27 protein-coding genes are annotated in these 25,049 nt (G+C 74.1%); 8 read left to right on the top strand and 19 right to left on the bottom strand.

What is annotated here, in order from left to right:
• Positions 1-37: 37 nt before the first annotated feature.
• The 8 genes from ACLBX8_RS18360 to rho all read right to left on the bottom strand — a co-directional run bounded on the left by ACLBX8_RS18360 (position 38) and on the right by rho (position 7,375).
• Positions 38-1,270 (bottom strand): extracellular catalytic domain type 1 short-chain-length polyhydroxyalkanoate depolymerase, encoded by a 1,233-nt coding sequence (locus ACLBX8_RS18360; RefSeq protein ID WP_056533617.1) that lies wholly within the window; start codon positions 1,268-1,270, stop codon positions 38-40.
• A gap of 223 nt (positions 1,271-1,493) precedes the next feature.
• Complete coding sequence (gene dnaQ, locus ACLBX8_RS18365) at positions 1,494-2,219, bottom strand: DNA polymerase III subunit epsilon (RefSeq protein WP_447682129.1); 726 nt, start codon at positions 2,217-2,219, stop codon at positions 1,494-1,496.
• Positions 2,220-2,293: 74 nt separating this feature from the next.
• Positions 2,294-2,518 (bottom strand): hypothetical protein, encoded by a 225-nt coding sequence (locus tag ACLBX8_RS18370; protein WP_447715602.1) that lies wholly within the window; start codon positions 2,516-2,518, stop codon positions 2,294-2,296.
• A 57-nt stretch (positions 2,519-2,575) separates the two neighbouring features.
• Positions 2,576-3,214: a dephospho-CoA kinase gene (gene coaE, locus ACLBX8_RS18375; protein ID WP_447715603.1), complete on the bottom strand. Its 639-nt coding sequence runs from the start codon at positions 3,212-3,214 to the stop codon at positions 2,576-2,578.
• Positions 3,211-4,059 (bottom strand): shikimate dehydrogenase, encoded by an 849-nt coding sequence (locus ACLBX8_RS18380; protein ID WP_091926951.1) that lies wholly within the window; start codon positions 4,057-4,059, stop codon positions 3,211-3,213. The genes coaE and ACLBX8_RS18380 overlap by 4 nt, the downstream gene beginning before the upstream one ends.
• On the bottom strand, positions 4,056-5,051 hold the full coding sequence (locus tag ACLBX8_RS18385; protein WP_447715604.1) for a cation diffusion facilitator family transporter: 996 nt from the start codon (positions 5,049-5,051) through the stop codon (positions 4,056-4,058). Before ACLBX8_RS18385 ends, ACLBX8_RS18380 begins: the two co-directional genes overlap by 4 nt.
• A 12-nt stretch (positions 5,052-5,063) precedes the next feature.
• Positions 5,064-5,675 (bottom strand): Maf family protein, encoded by a 612-nt coding sequence (locus tag ACLBX8_RS18390; RefSeq protein WP_100252486.1) that lies wholly within the window; start codon positions 5,673-5,675, stop codon positions 5,064-5,066.
• 347 nt (positions 5,676-6,022) lie between these two features.
• Positions 6,023-7,375 carry a transcription termination factor Rho gene (rho, locus tag ACLBX8_RS18395; protein ID WP_443192837.1) on the bottom strand — a complete coding sequence of 451 codons (1,353 nt, stop codon included), beginning with the start codon at positions 7,373-7,375 and terminating at the stop codon, positions 6,023-6,025.
• A gap of 436 nt (positions 7,376-7,811) precedes the next feature.
• Here rho and ACLBX8_RS18400 point away from each other — a divergent pair, with 436 nt between their 5' ends.
• From ACLBX8_RS18400 to ACLBX8_RS18430, 7 genes are all read left to right on the top strand, one after another.
• Positions 7,812-8,315, top strand: coding sequence for a DUF3429 domain-containing protein (locus ACLBX8_RS18400; protein WP_012321210.1), 504 nt, complete (start codon positions 7,812-7,814; stop codon positions 8,313-8,315).
• Between the two features lie 397 nt (positions 8,316-8,712).
• The gene (hisS, locus tag ACLBX8_RS18405; protein WP_056533631.1) at positions 8,713-10,260 is read left to right on the top strand and encodes a histidine--tRNA ligase; all 1,548 of its coding nucleotides are present in this window, start codon (positions 8,713-8,715) and stop codon (positions 10,258-10,260) included.
• A 92-nt stretch (positions 10,261-10,352) separates the two neighbouring features.
• Positions 10,353-10,595: a hypothetical protein gene (locus ACLBX8_RS18410; protein WP_447699719.1), complete on the top strand. Its 243-nt coding sequence runs from the start codon at positions 10,353-10,355 to the stop codon at positions 10,593-10,595.
• A 174-nt stretch (positions 10,596-10,769) separates the two neighbouring features.
• Entirely contained in the window at positions 10,770-11,912 is a 1,143-nt protein-coding gene (locus ACLBX8_RS18415) for an ATP phosphoribosyltransferase regulatory subunit (protein ID WP_020094053.1), read from the top strand.
• On the top strand, positions 11,909-12,901 hold the full coding sequence (gene hisG, locus ACLBX8_RS18420) for an ATP phosphoribosyltransferase (RefSeq protein WP_091680945.1): 993 nt from the start codon (positions 11,909-11,911) through the stop codon (positions 12,899-12,901). The genes ACLBX8_RS18415 and hisG overlap by 4 nt, the downstream gene beginning before the upstream one ends.
• Before the next feature lie 23 nt (positions 12,902-12,924).
• Entirely contained in the window at positions 12,925-13,776 is an 852-nt protein-coding gene (locus ACLBX8_RS18425; protein WP_447699721.1) for a LysR family transcriptional regulator, read from the top strand.
• Between the two features lie 96 nt (positions 13,777-13,872).
• Complete coding sequence (locus ACLBX8_RS18430; RefSeq protein ID WP_447699722.1) at positions 13,873-14,601, top strand: aspartate/glutamate racemase family protein; 729 nt, start codon at positions 13,873-13,875, stop codon at positions 14,599-14,601.
• A gap of 10 nt (positions 14,602-14,611) precedes the next feature.
• Here ACLBX8_RS18430 and ACLBX8_RS18435 read toward each other — a convergent pair whose 3' ends face one another.
• The 3 genes from ACLBX8_RS18435 to ACLBX8_RS18445 form a co-directional block, all read right to left on the bottom strand.
• Positions 14,612-14,977, bottom strand: coding sequence for a lysozyme inhibitor LprI family protein (locus ACLBX8_RS18435; protein ID WP_020094049.1), 366 nt, complete (start codon positions 14,975-14,977; stop codon positions 14,612-14,614).
• Between the two features lie 65 nt (positions 14,978-15,042).
• The gene (hemJ, locus tag ACLBX8_RS18440; protein WP_020094048.1) at positions 15,043-15,474 is read right to left on the bottom strand and encodes a protoporphyrinogen oxidase HemJ; all 432 of its coding nucleotides are present in this window, start codon (positions 15,472-15,474) and stop codon (positions 15,043-15,045) included.
• An 8-nt stretch (positions 15,475-15,482) separates the two neighbouring features.
• Positions 15,483-16,661, bottom strand: a complete 1,179-nt coding sequence (locus tag ACLBX8_RS18445; RefSeq protein ID WP_447715605.1) for a uroporphyrinogen decarboxylase — start codon at positions 16,659-16,661, stop codon at positions 15,483-15,485.
• A gap of 499 nt (positions 16,662-17,160) precedes the next feature.
• Here ACLBX8_RS18445 and ACLBX8_RS18450 point away from each other — a divergent pair, with 499 nt between their 5' ends.
• A complete protein-coding gene (locus tag ACLBX8_RS18450) occupies positions 17,161-17,991 on the top strand; it encodes a pyruvate, water dikinase regulatory protein (protein WP_020094046.1) in 831 nt (276 codons plus the stop codon).
• A 113-nt stretch (positions 17,992-18,104) separates the two neighbouring features.
• Here the strand turns inward: ACLBX8_RS18450 and ACLBX8_RS18455 are convergent, their stop codons facing one another.
• The 8 genes from ACLBX8_RS18455 to ACLBX8_RS18490 form a co-directional block, all read right to left on the bottom strand.
• On the bottom strand, positions 18,105-18,614 hold the full coding sequence (locus ACLBX8_RS18455; RefSeq protein ID WP_042672382.1) for a hypothetical protein: 510 nt from the start codon (positions 18,612-18,614) through the stop codon (positions 18,105-18,107).
• 179 nt (positions 18,615-18,793) lie between these two features.
• On the bottom strand, positions 18,794-19,264 hold the full coding sequence (locus ACLBX8_RS18460; RefSeq protein ID WP_447715606.1) for an EF-hand domain-containing protein: 471 nt from the start codon (positions 19,262-19,264) through the stop codon (positions 18,794-18,796).
• Positions 19,265-19,360: 96 nt separating this feature from the next.
• Positions 19,361-20,662, bottom strand: a complete 1,302-nt coding sequence (locus tag ACLBX8_RS18465; protein WP_447715607.1) for a hypothetical protein — start codon at positions 20,660-20,662, stop codon at positions 19,361-19,363.
• The gene (locus ACLBX8_RS18470; RefSeq protein WP_447682141.1) at positions 20,656-21,576 is read right to left on the bottom strand and encodes a tetratricopeptide repeat protein; all 921 of its coding nucleotides are present in this window, start codon (positions 21,574-21,576) and stop codon (positions 20,656-20,658) included. Before ACLBX8_RS18470 ends, ACLBX8_RS18465 begins: the two co-directional genes overlap by 7 nt.
• Positions 21,576-22,505 carry a VWA domain-containing protein gene (locus ACLBX8_RS18475; RefSeq protein ID WP_447699725.1) on the bottom strand — a complete coding sequence of 310 codons (930 nt, stop codon included), beginning with the start codon at positions 22,503-22,505 and terminating at the stop codon, positions 21,576-21,578. The genes ACLBX8_RS18470 and ACLBX8_RS18475 overlap by 1 nt, the downstream gene beginning before the upstream one ends.
• A gap of 100 nt (positions 22,506-22,605) precedes the next feature.
• Positions 22,606-23,640 (bottom strand): VWA domain-containing protein, encoded by a 1,035-nt coding sequence (locus ACLBX8_RS18480; RefSeq protein WP_020094040.1) that lies wholly within the window; start codon positions 23,638-23,640, stop codon positions 22,606-22,608.
• On the bottom strand, positions 23,637-24,134 hold the full coding sequence (locus ACLBX8_RS18485; protein ID WP_447699727.1) for a DUF4381 family protein: 498 nt from the start codon (positions 24,132-24,134) through the stop codon (positions 23,637-23,639). Before ACLBX8_RS18485 ends, ACLBX8_RS18480 begins: the two co-directional genes overlap by 4 nt.
• A 36-nt stretch (positions 24,135-24,170) precedes the next feature.
• On the bottom strand, positions 24,171-25,040 hold the full coding sequence (locus tag ACLBX8_RS18490) for a DUF58 domain-containing protein (protein ID WP_447715608.1): 870 nt from the start codon (positions 25,038-25,040) through the stop codon (positions 24,171-24,173).
• Between the last annotated feature and the right edge of the window lie 9 nt (positions 25,041-25,049).

The raw sequence follows: 25,049 nt of genomic DNA on the forward strand, positions 1-25,049 counted from the left end.
TGACAACCCGCCGGCGCGCGGCCCCTCCGACAATTCCTCACGGGCGCCCCGCCGGTCCCAGCCGGTGCTCGGCGAAGAAGTCGAGCATCGCCCGGGACGCGTCGGGCCCCTCGGGATCCGTGTAGCTGCCGTCGGGGCGGCCCCCGGACCAGGCGTGGCCGGCGCCGCGCACCCGCCAATCCTCGACCACGACCCGGCCCGCCTCGTCCCGGTAGCGGGTGCGGGTGAAGGGGTGGCCGCGGCCCTCGAAGGTCTCCGACCGCGGCGTCAGCCCGGCGACCTTGGCCTGGGCCAGCACCTGGTCGGCGTTGCGCACGCTCACCGTGCCGTCGTCCTCGCCGTGGAAGATGATCGTCGGGACGCGGGTGGCGGGCGCCGGGGTGCCGAAGGCGGTCGGGGCGCCGAGACCCGGGGCGCCGACCTGCATGGCCATCAGCGCCGAGCCGAGGTCCCGGGCGCAGCCGGCCGCGAGGCCCGAATGCACGCCGACGGCGGCGTAGAGATCCGGGTAGGCGCGGGCGATGTTGAGGGCGGCGGCGCCGCCGGCCGACAGGCCGGCGATGTAGACCCGGGCCGGGTCGATCGGGTGCTCCGCCATGATCGCGCGGGTGAGGCCCGCGATGATCGCCGGCTCGCCCGCGCCGCGGCCCTGGTCCCGGGGCTCGTACCAGTTCCAGCAGCGCTGGGCGTGGGCCTGGCGGCTCTGGGCCGGGTAGGCCACGAACACGCCGGCGCGCTCGGCGAGGGTGTTCATGCCGGTGCCGGCGGCGAAATCGTCCGGGTTCTGCGTGCAGCCGTGCAGCATCACGATCAGCGGCGCCGCCCGGTCCGGGTGGCTCGGGATGAACAGCTTGTACTCGCGGGTGCCGGCGGGCTCGGCATGGGTCAGGGACACGAAGCGGCCCCCGGTCCCGCCCGCCCGGTCGGCGGGCGGCGGGGCCGGCGACCGGAGCGGGTTGCCCAGGCCCTTCAGCACCGGCGCGAGCCCGCGCACGACCTGCCCCACCACCTCGCGCATCCGCGTCCCGGACTCCGCCGCGGGACTGCGCGTCTCGGCGGAAGGCGCGTCGCGGCGCGCGGGAGGCTGCGGCGCGGCCGGCGGATCGGCGGGCGGAGCCTTCTGCCCCCCGAGGCTGCGCTGGATGAGGGCGGTCGCCTCCTCGAGCCGGCCGAGGCCGGTCAGGCGGGTGGCCTCGATCATGTCGGCGAAGGGTGACGGGCCGGTCTTGTCGTCGCGCTGTCCGTCGCGACTGCCGAAATCCTCGGTCATGCGTGCGCGCCTCACTGCCTCAGCATCTCCGTCACGGCCGGATCCGGCGCGCCCGTGCCTCCCCCGAGGGAGCGCACCGGCACCGCGCGGGCCAGCCTCCGTCACCCCGCGAGAGGCTCCGTCGACGGCGTTTTGTGCATTGCAATAAACGCCCCTGTGCGATGCGGCAACAGCCGGCGGCGCGCGGCAGGCGTGCGGATCGGAGAGCGGGACGGACCGGCGATCAGGCCGGATCGTCCGCCCCGATATACTCGGCCCAGATCGCGGCAGGACCGAGGCTCGCGCGGAAGCTGTCGTGCCGGGCGCGCTCTGCATCCGTGAGGCGAGACCGGTAGGGGCGGGGCGCCGCCGGAGCCGCCGACGCCAGGGCCGCCGATCCGGCCACCGGGGCGGCCGTCGCGGCCTCCAGGAGGCCGAGGCTGGTCTGCTTGCCGCCGAGCAGCTCGACGTAGACCTCGGCCAGGATCTGCGCGTCGAGGAGTGCCCCGTGCTTGGTGCGCCGGGTGTTGTCGATGCCGTAGCGGCTGCAGAGGGCGTCGAGGTTGTTGGCCGCGCCCGGGTGCTTGCGCCGGGCCATCGGCAGGGTGTCGACGACGTCCTCCAGCTGGATCGGCGGCGGGGCGTTCGCGCCGAGCCGGGCGTATTCCATGTTGAGGAAGCCGACGTCGAAGGGCGCATTGTGGATCACGAGCCGCCCGTCGGCCAGGAAGGCCAGCAACTCGCCGGCGATCTCGGCGAAGAGCGGCTTGTCGGCGAGGAACGCGTCGGACAGGCCGTGGACGTTGAAGGCGCCCTCGGAGACCGGCCGCTGCGGGTTGCAGTAGCGGTGGAAGGTCCGGCCGGTGGGGATGTGGTTGAGGAGCTCCACCGCGCCGATCTCGATCAGCCGGTCGCCTCCCTTCGCCTCCGTGCCGGTGGTCTCGGTGTCGAGGACGATCTCGCGCAGCATGGGTCTCGCGACTCGCGGGGGGGTGGGGGCGGACCCTAGCGGGATACGGCGGAGGGGTTAAGCTCCCGTGCCCCTCACCGGGACGTGTTGCGGTAGACGCAGACGGGTCCCCGGTCCTCGTAGCCGCCCGGGCAGGCGGTGACGCAGGCGCCGGCCGCGACCTTCTTCGGCGGCGGGCAGCTGGCGGCGTATTGGGCCTGCGCGGGCCCGGCCGCCAGCAGCGCGAGAAGGGTTGCGGCCCGGATGCCGCCCGACCGAATGCGATCAATCCCGCCCCAGCGCCGCGCCATCACGTTCATCCTGCCGTCCGTATTCCCCCCGGAACACAACCGCAGATATTCAATCCTCCGGGCGTTTCATCCGTCGCCGCGGTGCGGCGGCGCACGGTGCGCCGTCAGGCGCGCGACGATCCGCGCGACCGCGGCCTCGGCGGCGGCGAAACCCCGGCCCGTGTCGATGACGAAATCTGCCCGGGCGCGCTTCTCGGCGTCGGGCATCTGCTTGGCCAGGATCGCCGCGAAGGCCGCCTCGGTAATGCCGGGACGCGCGAGCACCCGGTCGCGCTGGATCTCGGGCGGGGCGCTCACCACCGCGACCGCGTCGCAGCGGCCCTCGCCGCCGGTCTCGTAGAGGAGCGGGACGTCGAGGACGACCAGCGGCGCCGCCGCGTGCCGCGCCAGGAAGTTCGTGCTGGCCGCCCGGACCAGGGGATGGACGATGGCCTCCAGCGCCGCCATCCGGTCGGGCGCGTCGAGCACCGCGGCGCGCAGCCGCGCCCGGTCGACGCCGCCGTCGTCGCCGAGCACGCCGGGAAAGGCCGCGCCGATCGCCGCGGCGGCCGCGCCGCCCGGCCCGTAGAGGGCGTGGACGGCGGCGTCGGCGTCGTGGACCGGGACGCCGCGCTCCGCGAACATCCGGGCCGTGGCCGACTTGCCCATGCCGATCGAGCCGGTGAGCCCGAGGATGACGGGTCCGGATCCGGCCTTCGGGGTCATCCGGCGAGGTCCGCCACGATCCGGTCGCGCAGCTCGGGGGTGACGGCGGGGCGCGGGCCGAACCACGCCGCGAAGCCCGGCACCGCCTGGTGCAGCAGCATGCCGAGCCCGTCCACGGCGGCGAGCCCCCGGCGCCGCGCCGCCGCCAGGAGCTCGGTCTCCAGGGGCGCGTAGACGATGTCGGCCACGGCCGCGTCCGCCGGCAGGGTCGACAGGTCGACGGCCAGCGGCGGCTGGCCCTTCATGCCCAGGGACGTGGTGTTGACGAGGAGGCCTGTCCCGGGAAGCGCCGCCGGCAGGTCGTCCCAGGCGAGCGCCGCGCCGACGCCCGGCGCGAGGGCCGCCACCGCCTCGGCCCGGGCCGCGGTGCGGTTGGCGACCCAGACGCGCCGCAGGCCGCGCTCGGCGAGCCCGACCACGATCGCCCGCGCCGCGCCGCCGGCGCCGAGCACCAGGGCGGTGCCGCCCGCCCGGTCCGGCCAGGCCGCGCCCAGGCTGTGGTCGAGATGGGCGCAGAAGCCCGGCGCGTCGGTGTTGTCGCCGCGGATCCGCCCGTCCGGCCCGACCACCAGGGTGTTGACCGCACCGATGGTTTTCGCCCGCGGCGTGAGCGTGTCCACCAGCGCGAAGGCCGCCTCCTTGTGGGGGATGGTGACGTTGCCGCCCCGGTAGCCGGACGCGGGCAGGGCGCGGATGAAGTCCGGAAAGGCCTCCGGGGCCACGTCGAGCCGCTCGTAGGAGCCCGGGATCCCGTGCACGGCGAGCCAGTGGCCGTGGATCAGCGGCGAGCGCGAGTGGGCGATCGGGTGGCCGACCACGAAGGCGCGGGGCTGGGCGCCGCTCACGCCGCGCAATCCTGCGCGAGGCGGCAGGCCGGGCCGCCGGCCTCCTCGACCTGGAGGGTGGCGTGGCAGATGCCGAACCGGTCGCGCAGGCCCTCGGCGGTCTCGGTGAGGAAGCCGTTGCCGGGCTGGCGGTGGGCCTGATGCCCCTCCTGCATCACGAGATGGACCGTCAGGGCGACGCTGGTGGTGCTCATGGGCCAGATATGCAGGTCGTGGAGGCCGGCGACGCCCGGCCGCTCGAGGAGGAAGCCGGTCACCGCGTCCGGGGAGATCTCCGGCGGCACGGCGTCGAGGGACATGGCCACGCTGTCGCGCAGCAGGCCCCAGGTCGCCCAGACCACCAGGGCGGCGATGACGAGGCTGACCGCCGGGTCGAGCCAGGCGAGGCCGGTGAGCTGGATCACGAGGCCCGCCACCACGACCCCGGCCGAGACGGCGGCGTCGGCCACCATGTGGAGGAACGCCCCGCGGACGTTGATGTCGCCCTTGGCGCCGCTGGCGAAGAGCCACGCGGTCAGGCCGTTGACCAGGATTCCCACCGCCGCCACCACCATCACGGTCGTGCCCGCGACGGGCTCCGGGTGGACCAGCCGGACCAGCGCCTCCCAGATCACCGCCCCCATGGCGATGAGCAGGAACACGGCGTTGAACAGGGCGGCCAGGATCGAGGAGCCGCGGTAGCCGTAGGTGAAGCGCGCGCTGGCGCGGCGGCGCACCAGGATCGCGGCGATCCAGGCCGCCGCGAGGCCCAGCACGTCCGAGAGGTTGTGGCCGGCATCGGCCACCAGCGACATGGAGTTGCTGAGGTAGCCGTAGGCCGCCTCGATCACCACGAAGGCGGTGTTGAGCACGATGCCGATGGCGAAGGCCGTGCCGAAATCCTTCGGCGCGTGCGCGTGGCCGCCGAGGCCGCCATGGGCATGACCGCCCTGGGCGTGGCCGCCGTGGGAATGCCCCCCGTGGCCGCCGTGCGAATGGTCGTGTCCCGCCAAGGCGGTACTCCCTCAGAAAGCCAGAAGCCCGGCGGCGCGCAGCCGCGCGAGGAGCTGCAGAAGCGGCAGGCCCAGCACGGTGCTGTGATCGCCCGCGACCGATTCGAACAGGTGGATCCCCGGTCCCTCGAGCTGGTAGCCGCCGACGCTCGCCCGCACGCGCTCCGCGCCGGCGCAGTCCACATAGGCCGCGATCGCCCTTTCATCGAGGGGGCGCAGGGTCAGCCGCGCGGTCTCCACGAAGGCGTCCTCGACCGCCCCGGCCAGGACCACGGCGGAATGAAGGGCGTGGGTGCGGCCGGACAGACGGGCGAGCTGGGCCCGGGCCGACGCGCCGTCGGCCGGCTTGTGGAACACGGTGCCGTCGAGGTCGAGCACCTGGTCGGCGCCGAGGACGATCCGCCCGGGATGGCGCGCCGCCACCGACTCGGCCTTGGCGCGGGCGAGGTGCAGGGCGAGGTCGGGCGGGGACAGGCCGGCGCTCGCCGCCTCGAGGGCGCGCTCGTCGACGTCCGGGGCGGCGGTCTCGACCGGCAGGGCGGCGCTCTCCAGGAGGAGGCGCCGGGTCGGGCTGGTCGAGGCGAGGAGGAGCGGATCCGGACCGGTCCAGGGCGAGCGGGGCATCGCGCCAGTGTCACGGATCCGGGGATCGGTGCAAGCCGGGCTGCGACGAGCCCCGCCGCCGGGATGGACCGGCCGGCGGGGCTGTCGCGGGGCCGATACGCTACCTGGCGCCCGGATGGAACCTTGGCAGAGGCCGGTTAGGAGACGGTCAACGGCCCGATCGGACCGGAATCGCGTTTCGTGCCGCCGCGGGACAGGCGTCCCGCACGGCGGGCGCGACCCCCGTCCCATCCGCTCCCCGATCCTGAGGGACCGGAGCGCAGCGACGTGACCCAGGCCAGCGCGCGGCGCTGCCTGGATCGCTCCGCTCGCGGGGACGGCGGCGATGCCCGCGGCCGGGGCCGGCCTCAGGTGTTCATCGAGTCGAAGAAGTCGCCGTTGCTCTTGGTCTGGCGCAGCTTGTCGAGCAGGAACTCGATCGCGTCGGTGACGCCCATCGGGTTGAGGATGCGGCGCAGCACGTAGGTCTTCTTGAGCGAGTCCGGCGGGACCAGCAGCTCCTCCTTGCGGGTGCCCGAGCGGGTGATGTCGATCGCCGGGAAGATGCGCTTGTCGGAGACCTTGCGGTCGAGGATGATCTCGGAATTGCCGGTGCCCTTGAACTCCTCGAAGATGACCTCGTCCATGCGCGAGCCGGTGTCGATCAGCGCGGTGGCGATGATCGAGAGCGAGCCGCCCTCCTCGATGTTGCGGGCCGCGCCGAAGAAGCGCTTGGGCCGCTGCAGGGCGTTGGCGTCGACGCCGCCGGTCAGCACCTTGCCGGAGGACGGCACCACGGTGTTGTAGGCGCGGCCGAGGCGGGTGATCGAATCCAGCAGGATCACGACGTCGCGCCCGTGCTCCACGAGGCGCTTGGCCTTCTCGATCACCATCTCGGCGACCTGCACGTGGCGGGTGGCCGGCTCGTCGAAGGTCGAGGCGATGACCTCGCCCTTCACCGAGCGCTGCATGTCGGTGACCTCCTCGGGCCGCTCGTCGATGAGCAGCACGATCAGGTAGCACTCGGGGTGGTTCAGGGTGATCGACTGCGCGATGTTCTGCATCAGCACGGTCTTACCCGTGCGCGGCGGCGCCACGATCAGGGCGCGCTGGCCCTTGCCGATCGGCGCCACGATGTCGATGATCCGCGGCGAGAAATCCTTCTTGGTCGGGTTGTCCAGCTCGAGCTTGAACCGCTTCGTCGGGAAGAGCGGCGTCAGGTTGTCAAAATGGACCTTGTGCTTGATCTTCTCCGGGTTCTCGAAGTTGATCGTGTTGACCTTCAGGAGCGCGAAGTAGCGCTCGCCGTCCTTGGGGCCGCGGATCGGGCCCTCGACGGTGTCGCCGGTCCGCAGGCCGAAGCGGCGGATCTGGGTCGGCGAGATGTAGATGTCGTCCGGGCCGGGCAGGTAGTTCGAGTCGGAGGAGCGCAGGAAGCCGAAGCCGTCCTGCAGCACCTCGACGGTGCCCGAGCCGATGATCTCGACCTCCTTGGCAGCGAGCTGCTTCAGGATGGCGAACATCAGCTCCTGCTTGCGCATGGTCGAGGCGTTCTCGACCTCGACCTCCTCGGCGAAGGCCGTCAGGTCGGTCGGCGTCTTCGACTTGAGGTCCTGGAGCTTGACCTCGCGGACGCCCTCGAGGGCGGCGGGCATGGTCGGCACGTCGGCCGGCTCCGCGGTCTCGATATCGTCGGCGAGGGCGTCGGGATTTGGCGTCATGGGGGTATCTTGCAACCGACGGAGGTGGTGGGAGGGCCGGTTCAGTGCCAGGTGCCCGGGGGATGGACACCGGAGAGCGGGCCGCGCTGCGGCGAGGGGCCCGGGGTCAGGTTGGCGAAACCGATGAGGCAGGACCCTCGCGGCTCACGGGCGCGCTGCGGCGCAGACCTTGTGATGAGGGCCCCACACAGATAACGCCTTTCTCGCCCGCACTCAAGGGCCCGGACATTGGCCCGGGACGCCGACGGGGACGCGGGCGACCGGGTGACGCGTTTAGGGACCGGCGGGGCCTCGCCGGAGCGCCGCGGCGGCGCTACACGGGCCGCGTCGAACCGGGCCCGGACCCGGGTTTCGGAACCGGGCCGGTGCGCGGCCGTTCCCTGTCCCGGTGCTGCGGCGCAGCAGACCGTCGAATCGAGAGTTCCCCCAGACCGCCATGCGCGACGACGCCACCGGACGCACCCTCACCACGCACGAGCCGCGCCGGATCCCCTGGCTCGAGATCGTCTTCGGCTTCGGCCCGATGCTGCCGATCGCCGTCGGCACCGCCGTGGCATGGTGGCTGAACGGCAAACCCCTCGACTACCTCGTGGCGCTGTTCACCCTGCTCTACGCCGCCTCGATCCTGCTGTTCCTGGCCGGCGTGCGCCGCGGCGTCAGCTTCCGGACCGAGGGCGGCCCGCAGGTGTCGCAGATCGTCACCATGCTGGTCCTCTACGGCCTCGGGCTGGGCAGCCTGTTCGCGGCGGTGATGGGCAAGGCGGTGCCGGCCCTCGCGATGCTGATCCTCGGCTACGCGGCCATCGGGATCCTCGACCCGATCGCGGCGCGCGCCGGCGAGGTGCCCCTGTCGCATGCCCGCCTGCGCCCGCTGCAGATGCCGATCGCCGTGGTGAGTCTCGCGGCACTGCTCTGGCTCAAGCTGACGGCGCCGTACTGAGGTCGTTAGGTCCGGGTGAACCGCGCCCTGTGCCGGACCAGTGGAGCGAAGCGGAACCCGATCCGGAAAAAGGCGCATCGGCGCGTGCGGAGTTCCGGCAGGGTTCCGCTTCACCGCTCCGGTCGATGCGCTCTTTCCGTCATCACGAGCGCAGCGACGTGACCCAGGGCGGCGCGACCTCGACAAGCGTGGCGCTGCCTGGATCGCTCGCTCCGCCCGCAAGGACGACATTGCTGGATGATCGGGCTGGATGATCGGGCGGCCAGAGCGCCCGCAAACCGAATTCCCCTTTCGCCCGGCATGCTCTAGAGCCCGGCCGCAGGATCTCCGCCCGCCGGAGACGATCGAAGATTCGATGCGGGACCCGGATTCCGGGTCCGCGAGAGCGAATGCGCCCATGTCCAAGCCCGAGACCCCGAAGGCCGAGAAGGCCGAGACCCTGAAGCCCCGCCTGCCGCGCGGCTTCGTCGACCGCCGCGCCGGCGAGATCGCCGCGCAGGGGCGGATGCTGGAGACGATCCGCAGGAGTTTCGAGCTCTACGGGTTCGAGGCCCTGGAGACGCCGTTCGTCGAGTACACCGAGGCCCTGGGCAAGTTCCTGCCCGACCTCGACCGCCCGAACGCCGGCGTGTTCTCGTTCCAGGACGACGACGAGGCGTGGCTGTCGCTCCGCTACGACCTGACGGCGCCGCTGGCCCGGTTCGTGGCCGAGAACTACGACGGGCTGCCCAAGCCCTACCGGAGCTACCGGGCCGGCTACGTCTTCCGCAACGAGAAACCGGGGCCGGGCCGCTTCCGCCAGTTCATGCAGTTCGACGCCGACATCGTCGGGGCCGGCAGCGTCGCGGCCGATGCCGAGACCTGCATGCTGATGGCCGACACGCTGAACCGCCTCGGGCTCGGCGGCCAGTACGTGGTCAAGGTCAACAACCGGAAGGTGCTCGACGGCGTCATGGAGGCGATCGGGCTCGCCGGCCCCGACAAGGCCGGCCAGCGCCTCACGGTCCTGCGGGCGATCGACAAGCTCGACCGGCTCGGCGTCGACGGGGTGCGCGACCTGCTCGGCGGCGGCCGCAAGGACGAGAGCGGCGACTTCACCAAGGGCGCGGGCCTCGACGCCACGGCGATCGGCCGGATCCTCGCCTACGTGTCGTTCCAGGCCGATGCCGGCGACGGCGCCGACAAGGTGGCGTTCTGGGAGAAGTTCTTCGCCGGCTGGCACGAGGCGGTCGGCGATTCGGAGACCGGCCGCGAGGGCATCGCCGAGCTGCACGCGATCATGCGCCTCTGCGCCGCCGCCGGCTACGGCCACGACGTGATCCGGGCCGATCCGAGCGTGGTGCGCGGCCTCGAGTACTATACCGGCCCGGTCTACGAGGCCGAGCTGACCTTCCCGGTCACCAACGAGGACGGCCAGACCGTGCGCTTCGGCTCGGTGGCGGGCGGCGGGCGCTACGACGGCCTCGTCGGGCGGTTCCGGGCCGAGCCGGTCCCGGCCACCGGCTTCTCGATCGGCGTCTCGCGGCTGTTCTCGGCGCTCCAGCTCGTGGGCAGCCCCCTGATCGCCGGCGCCGAGGCCCCCGGGCCGGTGGTGGTGCTGGTCCTCGACCGGGAGAACATGGCCGATTACCAGCGGCTCGTCGCGCTCCTGCGCGCCGACGGCATCCGGGCCGAGCTCTACCTCGGCGCCGCCGGCATGAAGGCGCAGATGAAGTACGCCGACCGCCGCCGCGCGCCCGTGGCGGTGATCCAGGGCTCGAACGAGCGCCTGGCCGGCGAGGTCCAGATCAAGGACCTGATCGAGGGCGCCCGGGCGGCCGAGTCCATCGCCAGCAACGCCGAGTGGAAGGCCGCGCGGCCCGCGCAATTCTCGTGTCCCGAGGCCGACCTGGTGGCGCAGGTCCGCGCCGTGCTGGCCCGGCATTTTCCGTCAACGGAGATCTGAGACACTCGCGCATCGAACCGTAAGTCGAACCGCACGTCGAACGCAGAGGCTCCGGCGGCGTTGTCGTCGGTCGGTGCCGCGGAGATGTCGGGATGCGCGCGAAGATCCTCGTCCTGTCCCTCGGCCTGGTCTGCGCCGGCGCGGGACCCGCCTGGGCCGCCCGGCCGGTCCTCGGCCGGCTGCCCAGCGCCGTCGCGCAGGCCACGCCCGGGACCGGCAGCGCGCCGATCCTGAGCGCCGGGATGGCGGGGGCGCCCGCCCTGACCGTGCTCGCCCGCCGCAAGCCGGTCCGGCGCCCGCGCGGCGCGCGCCTCGGCAGCCTCCGGCCGCTCTGAGCCGCTCTGAGCCGGTCCGGTCACTGACGCCGTAGCGGAATCCGGCCGCGGCGCGGGGTCTGCGCAGTCCTGCGCGGCGCGCCGGCCCCACGCTTCCCGGGTGCGTGTCGCCAAGTCCGGTCGCGGTTGCTACAGAGCGCCCGCGAGGTGGATTGCCCCGCGAGGTGGATCGCGATGACACGACCGGAGGCGGGCGAGACGGGGGCGGGGGACGCGGCACGCGCGCGGCTCTCCGCGCATCTGGCGGCGGCGGGCTACCGGCCCGTGACGCCGCCGGTGCTGCAGCCGCTGGAGCCGTTCCTCGAACTGTCGGGCGAGGATATCCGCCGGCGGATCTTCGTCACCCAGGATGCGGGCGGGGCCGAGCTGTGCCTGCGGCCCGAATTCACCATTCCCGTCTGCCGCCTGCACCGGGCGGAGGCCGACGGGCAGGCGGCCGATTACAGCTATTGCGGCCCGGTCTTCCGGCTCGCCGCCGACGAGCCGGACGAGTTCTTCCAGGCCGGGATCGAGTCGATCGGGCGCACCGACACGCCGGCGGCCGACGCCGAGGTGCTGGGCCTCGCCCTGGAGGGCCTCGCGCTGTTCGGCCGGACCGACCCGGCGGTGCGGCTCGGCGACATGGGCCTGACCGTGGCGCTCCTCGACGGGCTCGCGGTCCCGCCCGCCGCCAAGCGCCGGACGCTCCGGGCGCTGGCCGCCGGGCGCTCGCTGGACGCCGTCACCAACGGCGCCGAGGGCACCCGTCCCGAGGATCCCCACGCGGGCCTGCTCGCGGCGATCCAGGGCCAGGACCCGCGGGGCGTGCGCGCCTTCGTGGAGGACGTGCTGGCGATCGCCGGGATCTCGGCGGTGGGCGGGCGCAGCGCCGGCGAGATCGCCGAGCGCTTCCTCGCCAAGGCCGCCGCGCAGGCCCATGGCGGCGCCGGGCTCAACACCGAGAACCGCGCGCTCCTCGACCGCTACCGGGCGATCGCCGGCCATCCGGACGCCGCCGCCCGCGACCTGCGGGCGCTCGTCGCCGACGCGGGCCTGCGGCACGACGCCCTCGCGGCCGCCCTCGACCTGTTCGAGGAGCGCACCGGCTTCATCGCGGCCCGCGGCCTGCCGATCGAGCGCTTCCGCTTCCAGGGCGGCTTCGCCCGCAACCTCGACTACTACACCGGCTTCATCTTCGAGGTGACCGAGCGGGACGGCCCGACCCTGGTCGGCGGCGGCCGCTACGACGGCCTGCTCGGCCATCTCGGCAGCCCGGCGCCGTTGCCGGCGGTGGGATGCACCTTCTGGATCGAGCGCGTGGCGGGAGCCGGCCGATGAGTGCCTCGGACGCGGCCGCCATGCCGCTGATCCTCGCCGTCCCGTCCAAGGGCCGCCTGCAGGAGAATGCCAGCGCGTTCTTCGGCCGGGCCGGGCTGAAGCTCGCGCAGGGCGCGGGCGCCCGCGACTACCGGGGCAAGCTCATCGGCGTGCCCGACGTCGAGGTGCGCTACCTCTCGGCCTCCGAGATCGCCGCGCAGCTCGCCTCGGGCGCCGCCCATCTCGGCGTCACCGGCGAGGACCTGATCCGCGAGACCCTGCCGGACGTGCGCGACCAGGTCGAGCTGCTGACGCCGCTCGGCTTCGGCAACGCCACCGTGGTGGTGGCCGTGCCCCAGGCCTGGATCGACGTGCGCGACATGTCCGACCTCGACGAGGTCGCGGCCGGCATGCGGACCCGCCACGGCCGGCGCCTGCGGGTCGCCACCAAGTACGTGAACCTGACCCGCCGGTTCTTCGCCGAGAAGGGCGTCGCTGATTACCGGATCGTCGAGAGCCTGGGCGCCACCGAGGGGGCGCCGGCGGCGGGCTCGGCCGAGATCGTGGTCGACATCACCACCACGGGGGCGACGCTCTCGGCCAACGCCCTGAAGGTGCTGGACGACGGCATCATCCTGCGCTCGGAGGCGAACCTCGTCGCCTCGCTGAAGGCCCCCTGGGGCGAGGGCCAGCGAGCCGCGCTCCGCACGGTGCTCGGCCGCATCGCCGCCGAGGAGCGCGCCCGGACCACCCGCGAGGTGCGCGCCGCCCTGCCGGAGAGCGGCACGATCGACCTCGCCACGATCGCGGGCCTGCACGAGGCCGAATTGCCCTACGGCGCGCCGCGGGGGCCGGAGGGCGAGATCGTCCTGCGCTGCCGGGAGGCCGCGGTGTTCGAGCTCGCCGGCGCCCTGGTCGAGGCCGGCGCGCGGGCCGTCACGGTGCGGCGGGTCGACTACGCCTTCGCGGCCGAGAACCCGCTGGCGGAGCGGCTCCTGGCGCGGCTCTGAGACCGCCGCGCGATGGAGCCGAGATGGAGCTGAAATGGCTCGAGGACTTCCTGAGCCTCGCGCGCACCGGCAGCTTCTCGCGCTCGGCGGTCGAGCGCCACGTCACCCAGCCGGCCTTCGGCCGCCGCATCCGGGCGCTCGAGGGCTGGCTCGGCGTCGCGCTGGTCGACCGCAGCACCTACCCGACGGCCCTGACGCCGGAGGGCCGGCTGTTCCTGGAGACCGCCGAGGAGACCGTGCGGCGGCTCCACGGCAGCCGCGACGCGCTCCGCGCCCGGATCCGGCCGCCGCCGCGGACCGTTTCGGTGGCGGCGCTCCACACCCTGGCGCTGACCGTCTTCCCGGGCTGGTTCCGCGACGTCGAGGCCCGCACCGGGCCGCTCGGCAGCCGGCTCCTGCCGGACGATTTCCACGCCTGCGTGCAGGCGCTGGCCGAGGGCGGCTACGACCTGCTGCTGACCTACCACCATCCCCTGGTGCCGATCCCCCTCAACCCGGCCGCCTTCCCGCACTTGACCATCGGCCGGGACAGCCTCGTGCCGGTGCACCGGCCGGGGCCGGCCGCGGACCGGCCCGGACTCGGCTACCCCCGGGACTCGTTCCTGGGCCGGGTCGCGGCGCTCGCCGGTGACGGGGCGGCGGCCGCCCACGTCAACGAGAACGCCATGGCAGAGGCCCTGAAGTTCATGGTCCTCGCGGGCCACGGCCGCGCGTGGCTGCCCGAGAGCCTCGTCGCCCGCGAGCTCGCCGACGGCAGCCTCGTGGCGGCCGGGCCGGGCACGCCGCTGGAGATCCGGCTCTACCGCAGGGCCGGGCGCGGCGGCGCGGTCACGGCGGTCTGGGCCGCGGCCGCCGCCCTGGCGGCCGAACTCTAGGAATCGGTGCCAGATCGGCATGGCCGGTGCTGACACGGCATTGGATTCCCGCCCCGCCGCGGCCCATCACGGCGGCCGCGACGGTCGGAGGCGGCGATGCTCGGTGTACTCGGCGGGATGGGCCCGATGGCCACGGTGGATTTCCTGGCCAAGCTCGTGCGGGCGACGCCCGCGGGGCGCGATCAGGACCACATCCCGACCCTGGTCTGCTCGGCCGTCGACATCCCCGACCGCGCCGACGCGATCCTGGGCACCGGCCCGGACCCGCTGCCGGCGCTCCGCGCCGCCCTGGCGCGGCTCGAGGCCGGCGGCGCCACCCGGATCGCGATCCCCTGCAACACCGCTCATCACTGGCACGCGGCGCTGCAGGCCGCGACCGCCCTGCCGATCCTCCACATCGTCGACGCGGTGGCCGAGACCCTGGCCGAGACCCTGGCGCGGACCGGGAGCGGCGGCCGGATCGGCCTGCTCGCCACCGACGGCACCCTGCGGTCCGGGCTCTACCCGGAGCGGCTGGCGCGGCACGGGCTCGCGTGCCGCGCGCCCGATGAGGCGGGTCAGGCCGCGGTGTCGGCGGCGATCCGGCTGGTGAAGGCGGACCGGGTGGCCGAGGCGACGCCGCTCCTGGAGGCGCAGGTCCGGGCGCTGGCCGAGGCCGGCTGCGACCGGGTGGTGATGGCCTGCACGGAGATCCCGCTCGCGCTCGCCGGGAGCGACCCGTCGGGCCTGCTGGTCGACGCCACCGAGGCGCTGGCGCGCGCCTGCGTGGCGGCGTGCCGGCCGGATTGCCGCGTCGACGCCGCGGCCCTGCCGCGCGCGGCCTGAGCGCGGGACCTCACGGGCCCTGCTTGGCGAATTCCGCCAGGACCCCGCGCAGGACCTTCAGCCGGGCGTCGTAGGCGGCCGTCAGGCAGCCGACGTCGCCGCCGCAGGCGCGACGCTCCGTCAGCCACGCCTCCTGGTCGTCGCGCAGCTTGGCCTGACCGCCCATCGGCAGCACGCTCTTCAGGATCTCGAACCGGGTCGCCATCTCGACGTCCCGGTCGTTGAGGGGGAGATGGGCGCAGATCGCCTTCTCGTCGGGGGCCTCGGCCCTGTCGCACGGGAAGCTCGCGGCCCGGGCGGGGGACGCGGTGATCGCGCCGGCGACCGGGCCCGCGAGGGCGGCCAGCGCGAGGGCGAGGACGAGAGGCTTCGACATGGCCTCCCAACGGGCCGGCCGCGGAAAGGCTCCGGCCGGGATCACAGGATCGCGGGATCGCGGGATCAGAGGCCCGGCTTGACGATCGCCAGAATGACGATGCCGATCATCAGCAGCGTCGGCACCTCGTTGAGCACCCGGTAGAACTTGTGCCCACGGGTGTTCCGGTCGGCGGCGAAATCCTTGACCATCCGGGCGAGCCAGCCGTGGATGCCCGACATCGCGAGCACCAGCGCGAACTTCGCCTGCAGCCAGACGCTCGCGTAGAAGCCGCTCATCCAGGCGAGCGCCAGCCCGAACACCCAGGTGGCGATCATGGCGGGGTTCATGATCGCCTTGAGCAGGCGGCGCTCCATCACCTTGAAGGTCGCGGACTGCGCCTCCGCGCCGGGCGGAAGGCTCGCGTGGTAGACGAACAGCCGGGGCAGGTAGAGCATCCCGGCCATCCAGGCGATCAGGCTGATGACGTGGAGGGCCTTGATCCAGTCGTACAGCACGCGCGGCCTCAGCCCTGGCCGCGCAGCCGCGCGAGCATCCGCTCGACATGGGCCACCGGCGTCTGCGGCGTGATGCCGTGGCCGAGGTTGAAGATGTGCGGCAGGCCGGCGGTCGCCGCGAGCACCGCGTCCACCGCCGCGTCGAGGGCCGCGCCGCCCGCGATCAGCGTGTCGGGATGCAGGTTGCCCTGCGTCACCGTCGTGGCCGGCACCGTCTGCCGCAGGGCCTTCAGGTCCACGCCCCAGTCGACGCCGACGGCGTCGGCGCCGGTCTCCGGCACCACCCGGGCGTGGCCGTCGAGGCCCGAGCCGCGGGCGAACACGATGATCTTCGCCCCCGGCACCCGGGCGCGGACGCCCGCCACCATGCGGGCGATCGGCCGCAGCGACCAGCGGGTGAGGGCATCGGAGGCAGGTGCGCCCGGCAAGGCGCTCTCGGCGACGTCGCCGACGGGCTCGACGGTGCCGCCCGAGGCCGGAACGGCAGAGGGCACGGCGCGCGGCAGGGTGCCGGCGTGGGACTCGAAGATCTGCACCGCGTCGGCGCCGGCCTCGAGCTGGCGCACGAGGTACTCGGTCTGCACGGCGACGAGGCGGTCGATCAGGGTGTCGACCAGGGCGGTGTCGCCTTCGGCCAGGGCCCGCGCGGGGGCGAGGTCCGGCGTGCCGCGGCCGCCGATCATGTAGCTCGCCACCGTCCAGGGCGCGCCGCAGAAGCCGAGCAGCGTCGTCTCGCCCGGCAATTCGGCCCGCAGCCGCGTCACCGTCTCGAAGACCGGCGCGAGGTGGGTCATGATCGCCGGGTCGCCGGCCTCCCGCAGGCGCGCGAACGCGTCCCGACCGTCGAGCGGGTCGAGGCGCGGTCCCTCGCCCTCCACGAAGCGCACGTCCTGGCCGAGCGCGTGGGGGACGACCAGGATGTCGGAGAACAGGATCGCCGCGTCGAAGCCGAAGCGCCGGATCGGCTGGAGCGTCACCTCGACGGCGAAGTCCGGGCTGTAGCAGAGGTCGAGGAACGAGCCGGCCTCGGCCCGGGTCGCCCGGTATTCCGGCAGGTAGCGCCCGGCCTGGCGCATCATCCAGGCGGGGGGCGGCCCGATCGCCTCGCCCTCGAGGACCCGCAGCACCTTGCGCTCGGACGTCGTCCCCGACGTCGTCTGCCCGGGCTCGCGCTCCGTCCCCGTCATGGTCGCTCCCATCCCGTGTCCCTCACCCCGCATGCCCGTCGGCGGGCGTCCTGTCGAGTCGAGGCGCGCCGATCCCCACACAGGCCCCTTCGAAAAGATAAGAGAGAATCTTGGAGTCTGTTTTTTCTTCTGGGGGGCCGAATCTCGGGGGCACAAAAGCGTCCACAGGCGGTCCCCGCCGCCGCGCCGTTAACGGGGCTTTAAAGGATTTCCGCCAACTTGCGAGAACCGGATGGTCCGACAGCGCCTTGGCAACGCCGAGTCGTGTACGGGCGCCGGATTCGCGGCCGATTCGTCCAGAGAGCCGGATTCGGCGCGTCCCGATCATCTGCCTGTGAACGGCGGAGTCGACAGCGCGCACCGGGATCGCCCTGGACCGGCCCGGCGGGGCATCCTATCCACACTCATCGACTCCCCTGGCGGCCGGCGGTGGACAACGTGGGCGCCGCGCGAGGCGACCGCACAGTCGGCCGAGAGGTCGACCGCAGAGGCGATCGGAATGGGCCGCAGCTACTTCCACCTCCACCTCGTCTCCGACTCCACCGGCGAGACGCTGATCAATGTCGGGCGCGCGGCCGCCGCCCAGTACGAGGGCGTGTCGGCGATCGAGCACGTCTACCCGCTGGTGCGCTCGGCCGCGCAGCTCGACCGGGTGATCTCGGAGATCCGGGCCGCGCCGGGCCTCGTCCTCTACACGCTGGTGGGGGGCGACCTCGGCGAGCGGCTGGAGGAGGTCGCCCGGGAGACCGGCTCGCCGTGCCTGTCGGTGCTGCGGCCGGTCCACGACCTGCTGCGCGCGTATCTCGGCGCCGAGACCACGGCGCGGCCCGGCGCCCAGCACATGCTGAACGCCGAGTACTTCAAGCGCATCGACGCGATGAACTTCACGCTGGCCCACGACGACGGCAACCTGCCGGACAATCTGGAGGAGGCCGACGTGATCCTGCTCGGCGTCAGCCGGACGTCGAAGACGCCGACCTCGATCTACCTCGCCAATCGCGGGCTCAAGACCACCAACCTGCCGCTGGTGCCGGGCATGCCGCTGCCGCCGGCGATCGAGCGGGCCCGCAAGCCCCTCGTGGTCGGCCTGTTCGCGTCGCCGGAGCGCATCGTGCAGATCCGGCAGAACCGGCTGTCGAGCCTCAACGCCGACGAATCGTCCCTCTACGTCGACCGCTCGGCGGTGGCGGACGAGATCACCATGTCCCGCCGGCTGTTCACCAAGAACCGCTGGCCGACGATCGACGTCACCCGCCGGTCCATCGAGGAGACCGCCGCGGCGATCGTCGACCTCTACCGCGACCACCGGCTGAAGTTCATCGCCGACTGAGGCGAGGCCTCCGAAGGACCGAGCCCTTCGGCGGGGTCCGGCCGTCCCCCCGAGGACGGGGGCGGGCCGGCGGATGCCGGCGGCGCGCGGATCGGTTCGCGGCGCCGCTGGCGTCAGCGCGCGTAGGCGAAGTGGCTGCGCTGCTCGATCTGGGCCGCGTAGAAGTCCTCGACGACCTCGCGGACCACTTCGGCCAGCTCGTCGCCCCGGTGCTCGTCGAGCTGGATGTCGCTGCCGACCGTCCGGCCGATGGAGCAGCTCGCCGCCCCCGGCACGAGGCGCTCGTTGTAGCGCTGGTTCAGGCCCGAGACCGAGATGTAGTTGCTGCCGCCGAGTTCCGGACCGTACTTGATCTTGATCTTCTGCTCGGACTCGGTGCCGCGCAGCTGCGCGCACAGGCTGATGAAGTTGTCCTGATCGATCTTCGCCTCGAGGCCGGTGATGCTGCCGTGGACGTTGTCCTCCTCGTTGAGGACCTCGGCCATCAGGTTCAGCACGCCCATGACGGGCTGGAGCGCCCGGGACCCGTCCTCGAGCAGCTTCCGCCGGAAGTCGTTGCTGCGCTCGTCGGCCGCCTGCAGCCGCGCGCGAAACCTGTCCTTGACCTCGTTGGCGCGTGCCATCGCGCTCCTCCCTGGTGGTTCACCCGATGCTTTACCGCTCGGATAACCGAAACCTACGAGGCCAATTCAGATGACGCAAGATAGTGCAAAATATTGATGCCTGCTCAGAACGTGAGCCGTTGCACAGGAATAATACTTGCTCATGAACTGTGCAACGGCGGCAGGTCCGGGAGGCGCGCTTACTTCAGGAGCTGCAGCAGGCTGCGCCCCGCCGGGGACTTGAGTTCCCTGGCGTCGAGGGTGCCGTCGTTGTCGGGATCGGCCGCCTTGAAGCGCTGCGCGACCAGGGCGAGGTATTCCTTGCGGTCAAGGGTGCCGTCGGAATCGGTGTCGGCGGCCTTCAGGTCCTTCTTGCTGAGCCGGCCCTTCAGCTCCCTGGCGTCGACGGTGCCGTCCTTGTCGGTCTCGGCGGCGTCGAAGACCTTGCCGGCGGCGGCCTGGGCCTCGGCCAGGTCGATCGTGCCGTCGTGGTCGGTGTCGACCATCTTCAGCGTGCGCTCGGTGCCGGAGGACCGGGCGAGGGCCGCCGACGGCAGCGCGGCCGGCAGGACCAGGAGGGTCACGAGGGCGGTGGCGAGGGCGACGGTCGGGGCGCCCATGGTCGGACGGCGCGTGGCGGCGCGGACGGATCGGTGCGGGGTCGCGGGCATGGGGATCTCCGGTGCCGGGCGGTTGCGGCAGCCCAAATCCCGGTCCCGGCTTGCGTTCCCGCGCCCGCCTTCACGAGATGCGGAGCCGCGCCGCGCTCAGCGGACCGGGCCGTCGAGCGGTGCGAGCCGGTCCGCCGTGGGGGCCGCGGCTTCTCCCGGCGCGGCATGCGACAGGGTCCGGGCCAGGGCCCTGAGATCCGGGACCGGGGCGCCCGCCGCGCCGAAGACCGCCCGGTCGAGGGCCGCGAAGGTGGCCGCGAGATCGGGCCGCGCCCGCCAGGTCCGGGCGAGGTCGGGGACTTCGCGCTCGGCGGCGTCGAGGGCCGCGCGGAACCCGGCCGGGTCGCCGGCCCGGGCCGCCGCGCGCAGGGCCCGGCGCACCGCGCCGGAGAGGCGCAGGCGCGGCCGCCCGAGGCCGAAGCCGATCAGCGCGAGGCCCAGCCCGAAGGCGGCGAGCGCCGAGGCGGCGACGACGAGGGGCGAGGGGATCGCGGGGGGCGCCCGCTCGGTCTCGCGGTCGGGCAGGCCGCCGCCGATCTGCCGGGCCGGGATCTCGGTCTCGCGCATCGTGCGGGTGTTGGTGTCGAACCACGGGATCGCGATGGCGTCGAGGGGGATGATCTCCGGCACGCCGGGCTTCACGTCCCACTGGTAGGTGGCCCGCGCCACGGGTCCCGAGGGCGTCAGCAGCGTCTCGCGGGTGACGGGACCCGCGAAGGTGATGATGCCGCGGGTGCGCATGACCGGCCGGGGCGGCAGGCCTTCGGCGACCATGCCCTGGGCCTCCAGGGTGACGATCCGGCGGGTGGTCTCGCCGACCTTGATGGTCTCCGGGTCCGGGCTCCAGGAATCGGTGATCGCCACGTCCTTGGCGGGCAGCCACCAGGGCTCCTTGGCGTCGGGGCCGCCGGTGGGCTCGGTCCAGGGTGCGACCGGGAAGGGGATCGGCTTCGAGCGGACTTCGACGACCCGCCGCTCGCCGACATCGTTGACGGTGAGCTTGTGGACGAACGGCTCGATGGTGAACTGGCCGGCATGGTGCGGGAAGACCGCCACGGTGCGGTCGAACGCGATGGCGCTCTGGCCGTCGGGGAGCTTGGTCCGGCTCCAGTGGTCGCGGCCGAGCTGCGTCCACGAGAAGTTCGCGAGGGAGGGCTGCACCACCTCCTCGAGCAGGATCGGCTGCTTGTAGACCCCGTGGATCTTCAGCAGCACCATCTCGCGGGGGAAGGGGGCACTGTTGCCGTTGAGCTCCGCGGTCACCGTCAGCGTGAGGTCGCCCGGCTCGATCTCGGCCCGGGCGGGCAGGGGGGCGAGGAAGGGCGCGAGGAGGATGAGGGCGCAGGTCAGGGCGCGGGTCAGGGCGCGCCGCTCGGAAACGCCGAAAACACTTACCACGGGTTGCTCCCGGCGGGGATCGCGGTGCCGGCCTCGACCCGGCGGGTCTGCTCGGCGCGCAGGCGCAGCTTGAGATAGCGGCCGGGATCGTCCGGCAGGGTCTGGAGCCAGAGCCGGTCCGGGCGGATCTCGTGGGCCTCGAAGCTCTTGGTCACCCGGCGGACCTCGCGCTCGGGCGCCTCGGCCACCATGGCGGAGCCGCCGCCGGTCCGGCCGCGGCCGGCCGCGTCGCCGGCCGAGCCCCGGGCCTGGCCCTTGCCGGCGTCGATCGACTGCTGCTCGGCCTTGCCGCGGCGGGCGACCTTGCTGTTGCCGGGCAGCGACGCGCTGGCGTTCGATTCCTTGTTGCCGGCGAGACCCTCGCCGCTGGAGGCGGCGTTGATGTCGTTGTTCTGGTCCTGGTTGGCGGTGTTGTTGTAGCGGGCGCCGTACTGGGCGGTGCCGTTGGCGATGCCGCCGCCGGGCCCGCGGTCGATCACCTCGGCCCGCATCCGGGCGATCAGCGAGCGGTTGGCCTGGGCGTCGGCGTCGCGGGGGTTGAAGCGCAGGGCCTCGTCGTAGGCCGCGAGCGCCCCGTCGAGGTCGCCGGCCCTGGCCAGAGCGTTGCCGAGATTGTAGCTCGCCCGCCGCCCGCCGGCACGGAACAGCGCGACCGCCTCCTCGTAGCGGCCGGCCTCGTAGAGCGCGGCGGCGCGCCAGGCCGGATCGACGAACACGTCCGCGGCGAGGCCCGGCAGGCCGAGACCCATCAGCAGCCGCCCGAAGCCGGTGCGGGGCTGCGAGACCCCGAGCAGCGCCAGGAGGCCGATCCCGGCGAGGGCGAGGCCGGCGATCCGGGCGAGCCGCCGCCAGCGCGGCGGCAGGCCGGCCCGGAGCGGGGCGGCGAGGCCGGTCTCGGGAAGGGTCAGCCGCATCACGCGCTCCTGCGGAACAGCAGCAGCGCCGGCAGCGCCGCCAGCAGCAGCAGCCAGCGCCCGAGATCCGCGTAGGCCAGGACGCCGTAGCCGCCCGCCGCGAGGTGCTGGGCGAGGCCGGCCCCGACCGCGTCGAGCACCGGGCCCGGGGTCGCGATGTCGGCGGCCGTGCCGCCGCCGGCCCGGGCGAGGGCGTCGAGGGCGGTCCGGTCGGGCTTCGGCGCGCCGGGCGGCAGCGGCTTGTCGGCCGGGACGTAGAGGGCCTGGAGCCGCCAGCCGTGCTCGGCGATGGCGCGAGCCTCGCGGGTGGCGGCCTCGCCGATGCCGTCGCCGTCGCTGATCAGCACCACGTCGGCCGCCACCACGTTGGCCTCCGCGAGGGTGCGGCGGGCCAGCGCCAGCCCGCGCTCGGGGTGCGAGCCGCGGTCCGGCACCGTGTCGGCGTCGAGGGCGAACAGGGTGGTGCCGAGGCTGTCGCGGTCCGTGGTCGGGGAGGCGGCGAGGTAGGCGTCGCCCGCGTAGACCACGAGGGCGACCGCCCGGGTGCCGGCGGCCTCCGCCACGGCGGCGGCGGCCTGCCGGACGCCCTGGAGGTTGCCGCCCTCGGTGACCGACCGCGACAGGTCGACGACGAGCACGGTCTCGTCGAGGTTGCGGTAGGTCCGCCCGTCCGCCCGCTCCACCGCGGGGCCGGTCAGCGCCAGGGCGATCAGCCCGGCCGCCAGCGCGGCGGCGAGGTTCGCCTGCCGCCGGCCGCCGAGGATCGCGCCGGCCCGGGCGAGATGGGCCATCAGCGCCGGGTCGACCGCCCGGGCCCAGTCGCCCAGCGGCGCCGAGCGCCACGCGGCGCGAAGGGCCAGCAGGACCACGACCGGGATCGCCAGGAACCACCAGGGGCGCAGGAGGGCGACGGCGTCGAGGGCGCTCATCGGGCGGACCCTCCGACCCGCATTCCCGCCCCCGAGGCCGGCGCCGCGCCCCGGCACCGCGGGACGCGGGGGAGGGTCGGGGACGCGGGGTATCGTACCATCACGCGCCCCTCCGGCTGGCCAGCAGGAGCGCGGCGCTGAGGAAAGCCAGGGCGGCCGGCCAGGGCCAGAGGTCCCGGCGGAGCGGCAGGGGCGGGGCGAGGGCGCGGCCGCCCTCCAGCCGGTCGATGGCGTCGGCGACCCGGACCAGATCCTCGGTGGTGCGCACCCGGAACGCCTCGCCGCCGCTCGCCCGCGCCATGTCGCGCAGGGTCTCGGTGTCGACCACGTCCTGCTCGCCGTCGGCGTCGGCCATGTCGCGGGGCCCCAGGGCGATCGTGTAGACCTTGATGCCGAGTTCCTTGGCGAGCTCGGCCACGTCCTTGGGGGCGGTCTGGCCGGCATTGTTGGCGCCGTCCGACAGCAGGATCACGGCCTTCGCGGCCTTCTCGCCCGGCCTGGCCCCGGCGGCGTCGCCCCCGGCGTCCCGCGGGTCCAGCCGGCGCAGGGCGAGCCCGAGGCCGTCGCCGATCCCGGTGGAGCGGCCGCTGATGCCGATCGTGGCCTCGTCCAGCGCCCGGGCGACCGCCGCGGTGTCGAAGCTCGGCGCCGCCGCCACGTAGGCTTGGTCGGCGAAGATCACGAGGCCGATCCGGTCTCCGGCCCGGCGCCGGATGAAATCGGTGCCGACACGCTTGACCGCGGTGAGCCGGTTCACGGTCTCGCCGTCGAGGGCGAAGTCGCGCCGCTCCATCGAGCCCGACAGGTCCATGGCGATCATGATCTCGCGGCCCGAGGCCGGGAGCGCGGCCGCCGGCATGACGAGGCGCGGGCCCGACAGCGCTGCCACCAGGGCGATCCACAGCGTCCAGGTGAGCAGCGCCCGCCGCCGGCCCCGGGCCGCGCGGTCGGCGCCGGCGCGCGCGCCGGCCACCAGGGTGGCGGGCACGCGCAGGGCGCCGCTGCCGCCCTCCGGCTCCGCCGGGATCAGGCGCGCGGCCAGCAGCGGCAGGGGCAGCGCCAGCAGCGCCCAGGGCGCGGCGAGGTCGAAGGCCGACAGGAGCGCGCTGAGCCACGCGGGCAGGAATCCGCTCATGCCCGCAGCCGCCCGATCAGGCGGGCGAGCTCGGCGTCCAGGGCGTCGAGGTCGGGATCCTGTCGCCGGTACAGCCCGTCGGCGAGCACCCGGCCGGCGCCCCGGGTGAAGAACTCGGTCCGGAACAGCCCGTCCAGCCGGGCCGCCCAGTCCGGGCCCGTCGCCCGGGTCCCGGTCCCTGCCTCGCCGGACTGGTCGAGGGACCGGTCGAGGGATCGGTCGAGTCGGCGCAGCAGCCGGGCCTGTGCGACGAGGCGCGCCTCCGGGTCGAGGCCACGGCTCCGGGCGAGCTCGGCGAGCGCCGCCCGGCGCAGGGTGGCCCGCGCCCGGCCGCGCGCGTAGCGCACGAGCCCGACCAGCAGGGCGGCGAGGAAGCCCAGGGCGGCCGCCGCCACGACCTCGCCCTGCACGGCGCCGGCGGCGCCCCCGGGCAGGTGCAGGCCCCGGAGCTGGTCGAGGGATAGGGGGATCTCGGCGGGCGCGACGGGATTCATCGGATCGCGCCGCGGGTCGGGTCGCCGGGTTCGGCCTCACAGCACCGCATCGAGGCGCTCCATGAGCGGCGCGTAGGCCTCTGGGCCGGTCTCGACGTCAAGGCGCACGCCCGCGATGCCCCGGCGGGCGTAGTCGGCGAGCCGGGCCTCGGCGGACGCGTCCGCCTGTCCTCCCGCGGTCGGCAGCGCGGTCCCGCGGCGGCAGTCCGCGAGGGCGAAGGGGTAGTAGCCCGGCGGCCGGGCGCGCTCGAAGGCGTCGCTCACCAGGATCAGCCGGATGGCGATCCGCTCGGCGAGCAGCGTCAGGAGTTCGTCGAAGCCCGGGCCGGGATCGTCCAGGGCGCTGGCGATGACGAGGTGGCCGCCGGCCGGCAGCAGGCTGCGGGCGAGGGCGAGCGTCGCCTCCAGCGGCGGCTCCGCGCGGGCCGGCGCGCCGGATTCGGCCCCCAAGGCGTCGGCGTGGGCCTGGGCGAGGGCACCGGTGACCGCGATCATGGCGCGCTCGCCGCCCGCCGGCCGCAGCACGGTCGGCATCCCGGCGGAGGCGACCGCGAGGCCGACCCGGCCGCCGTCGGCCGCGACCCGCCAGCCGAGCAGCGCCAGGGCCTCGGCGGCCGCCACCGAGCGCAGGGCCCTCCGGGTGCCGAACAGCATCGCGGGCCGGAAATCGGCGAGCAGCACCACCGCGCGGTCGCGCTCGTCGTGGTGGGTGCGGACGTGCAGCTGCCCGGTGCGGGCCGTGGCGTTGCGGTCGATGAAGCGGCGGTCGTCGCCCTCGGACCAGAGGCGGACGTCCTCCGGCTCCGACCCGCGCCCGCGGCGCCGGGTGACGATGCCGCCCGGCAGGCCCGCCAGCGTCCGGGTGGCGGGCGCGGAGCCCCGCCGGGCGAGGTGGCGCAGGCCCATCAGGGCCTC

It is taken from the genome of Methylobacterium sp. D48H (assembly GCF_053345715.1).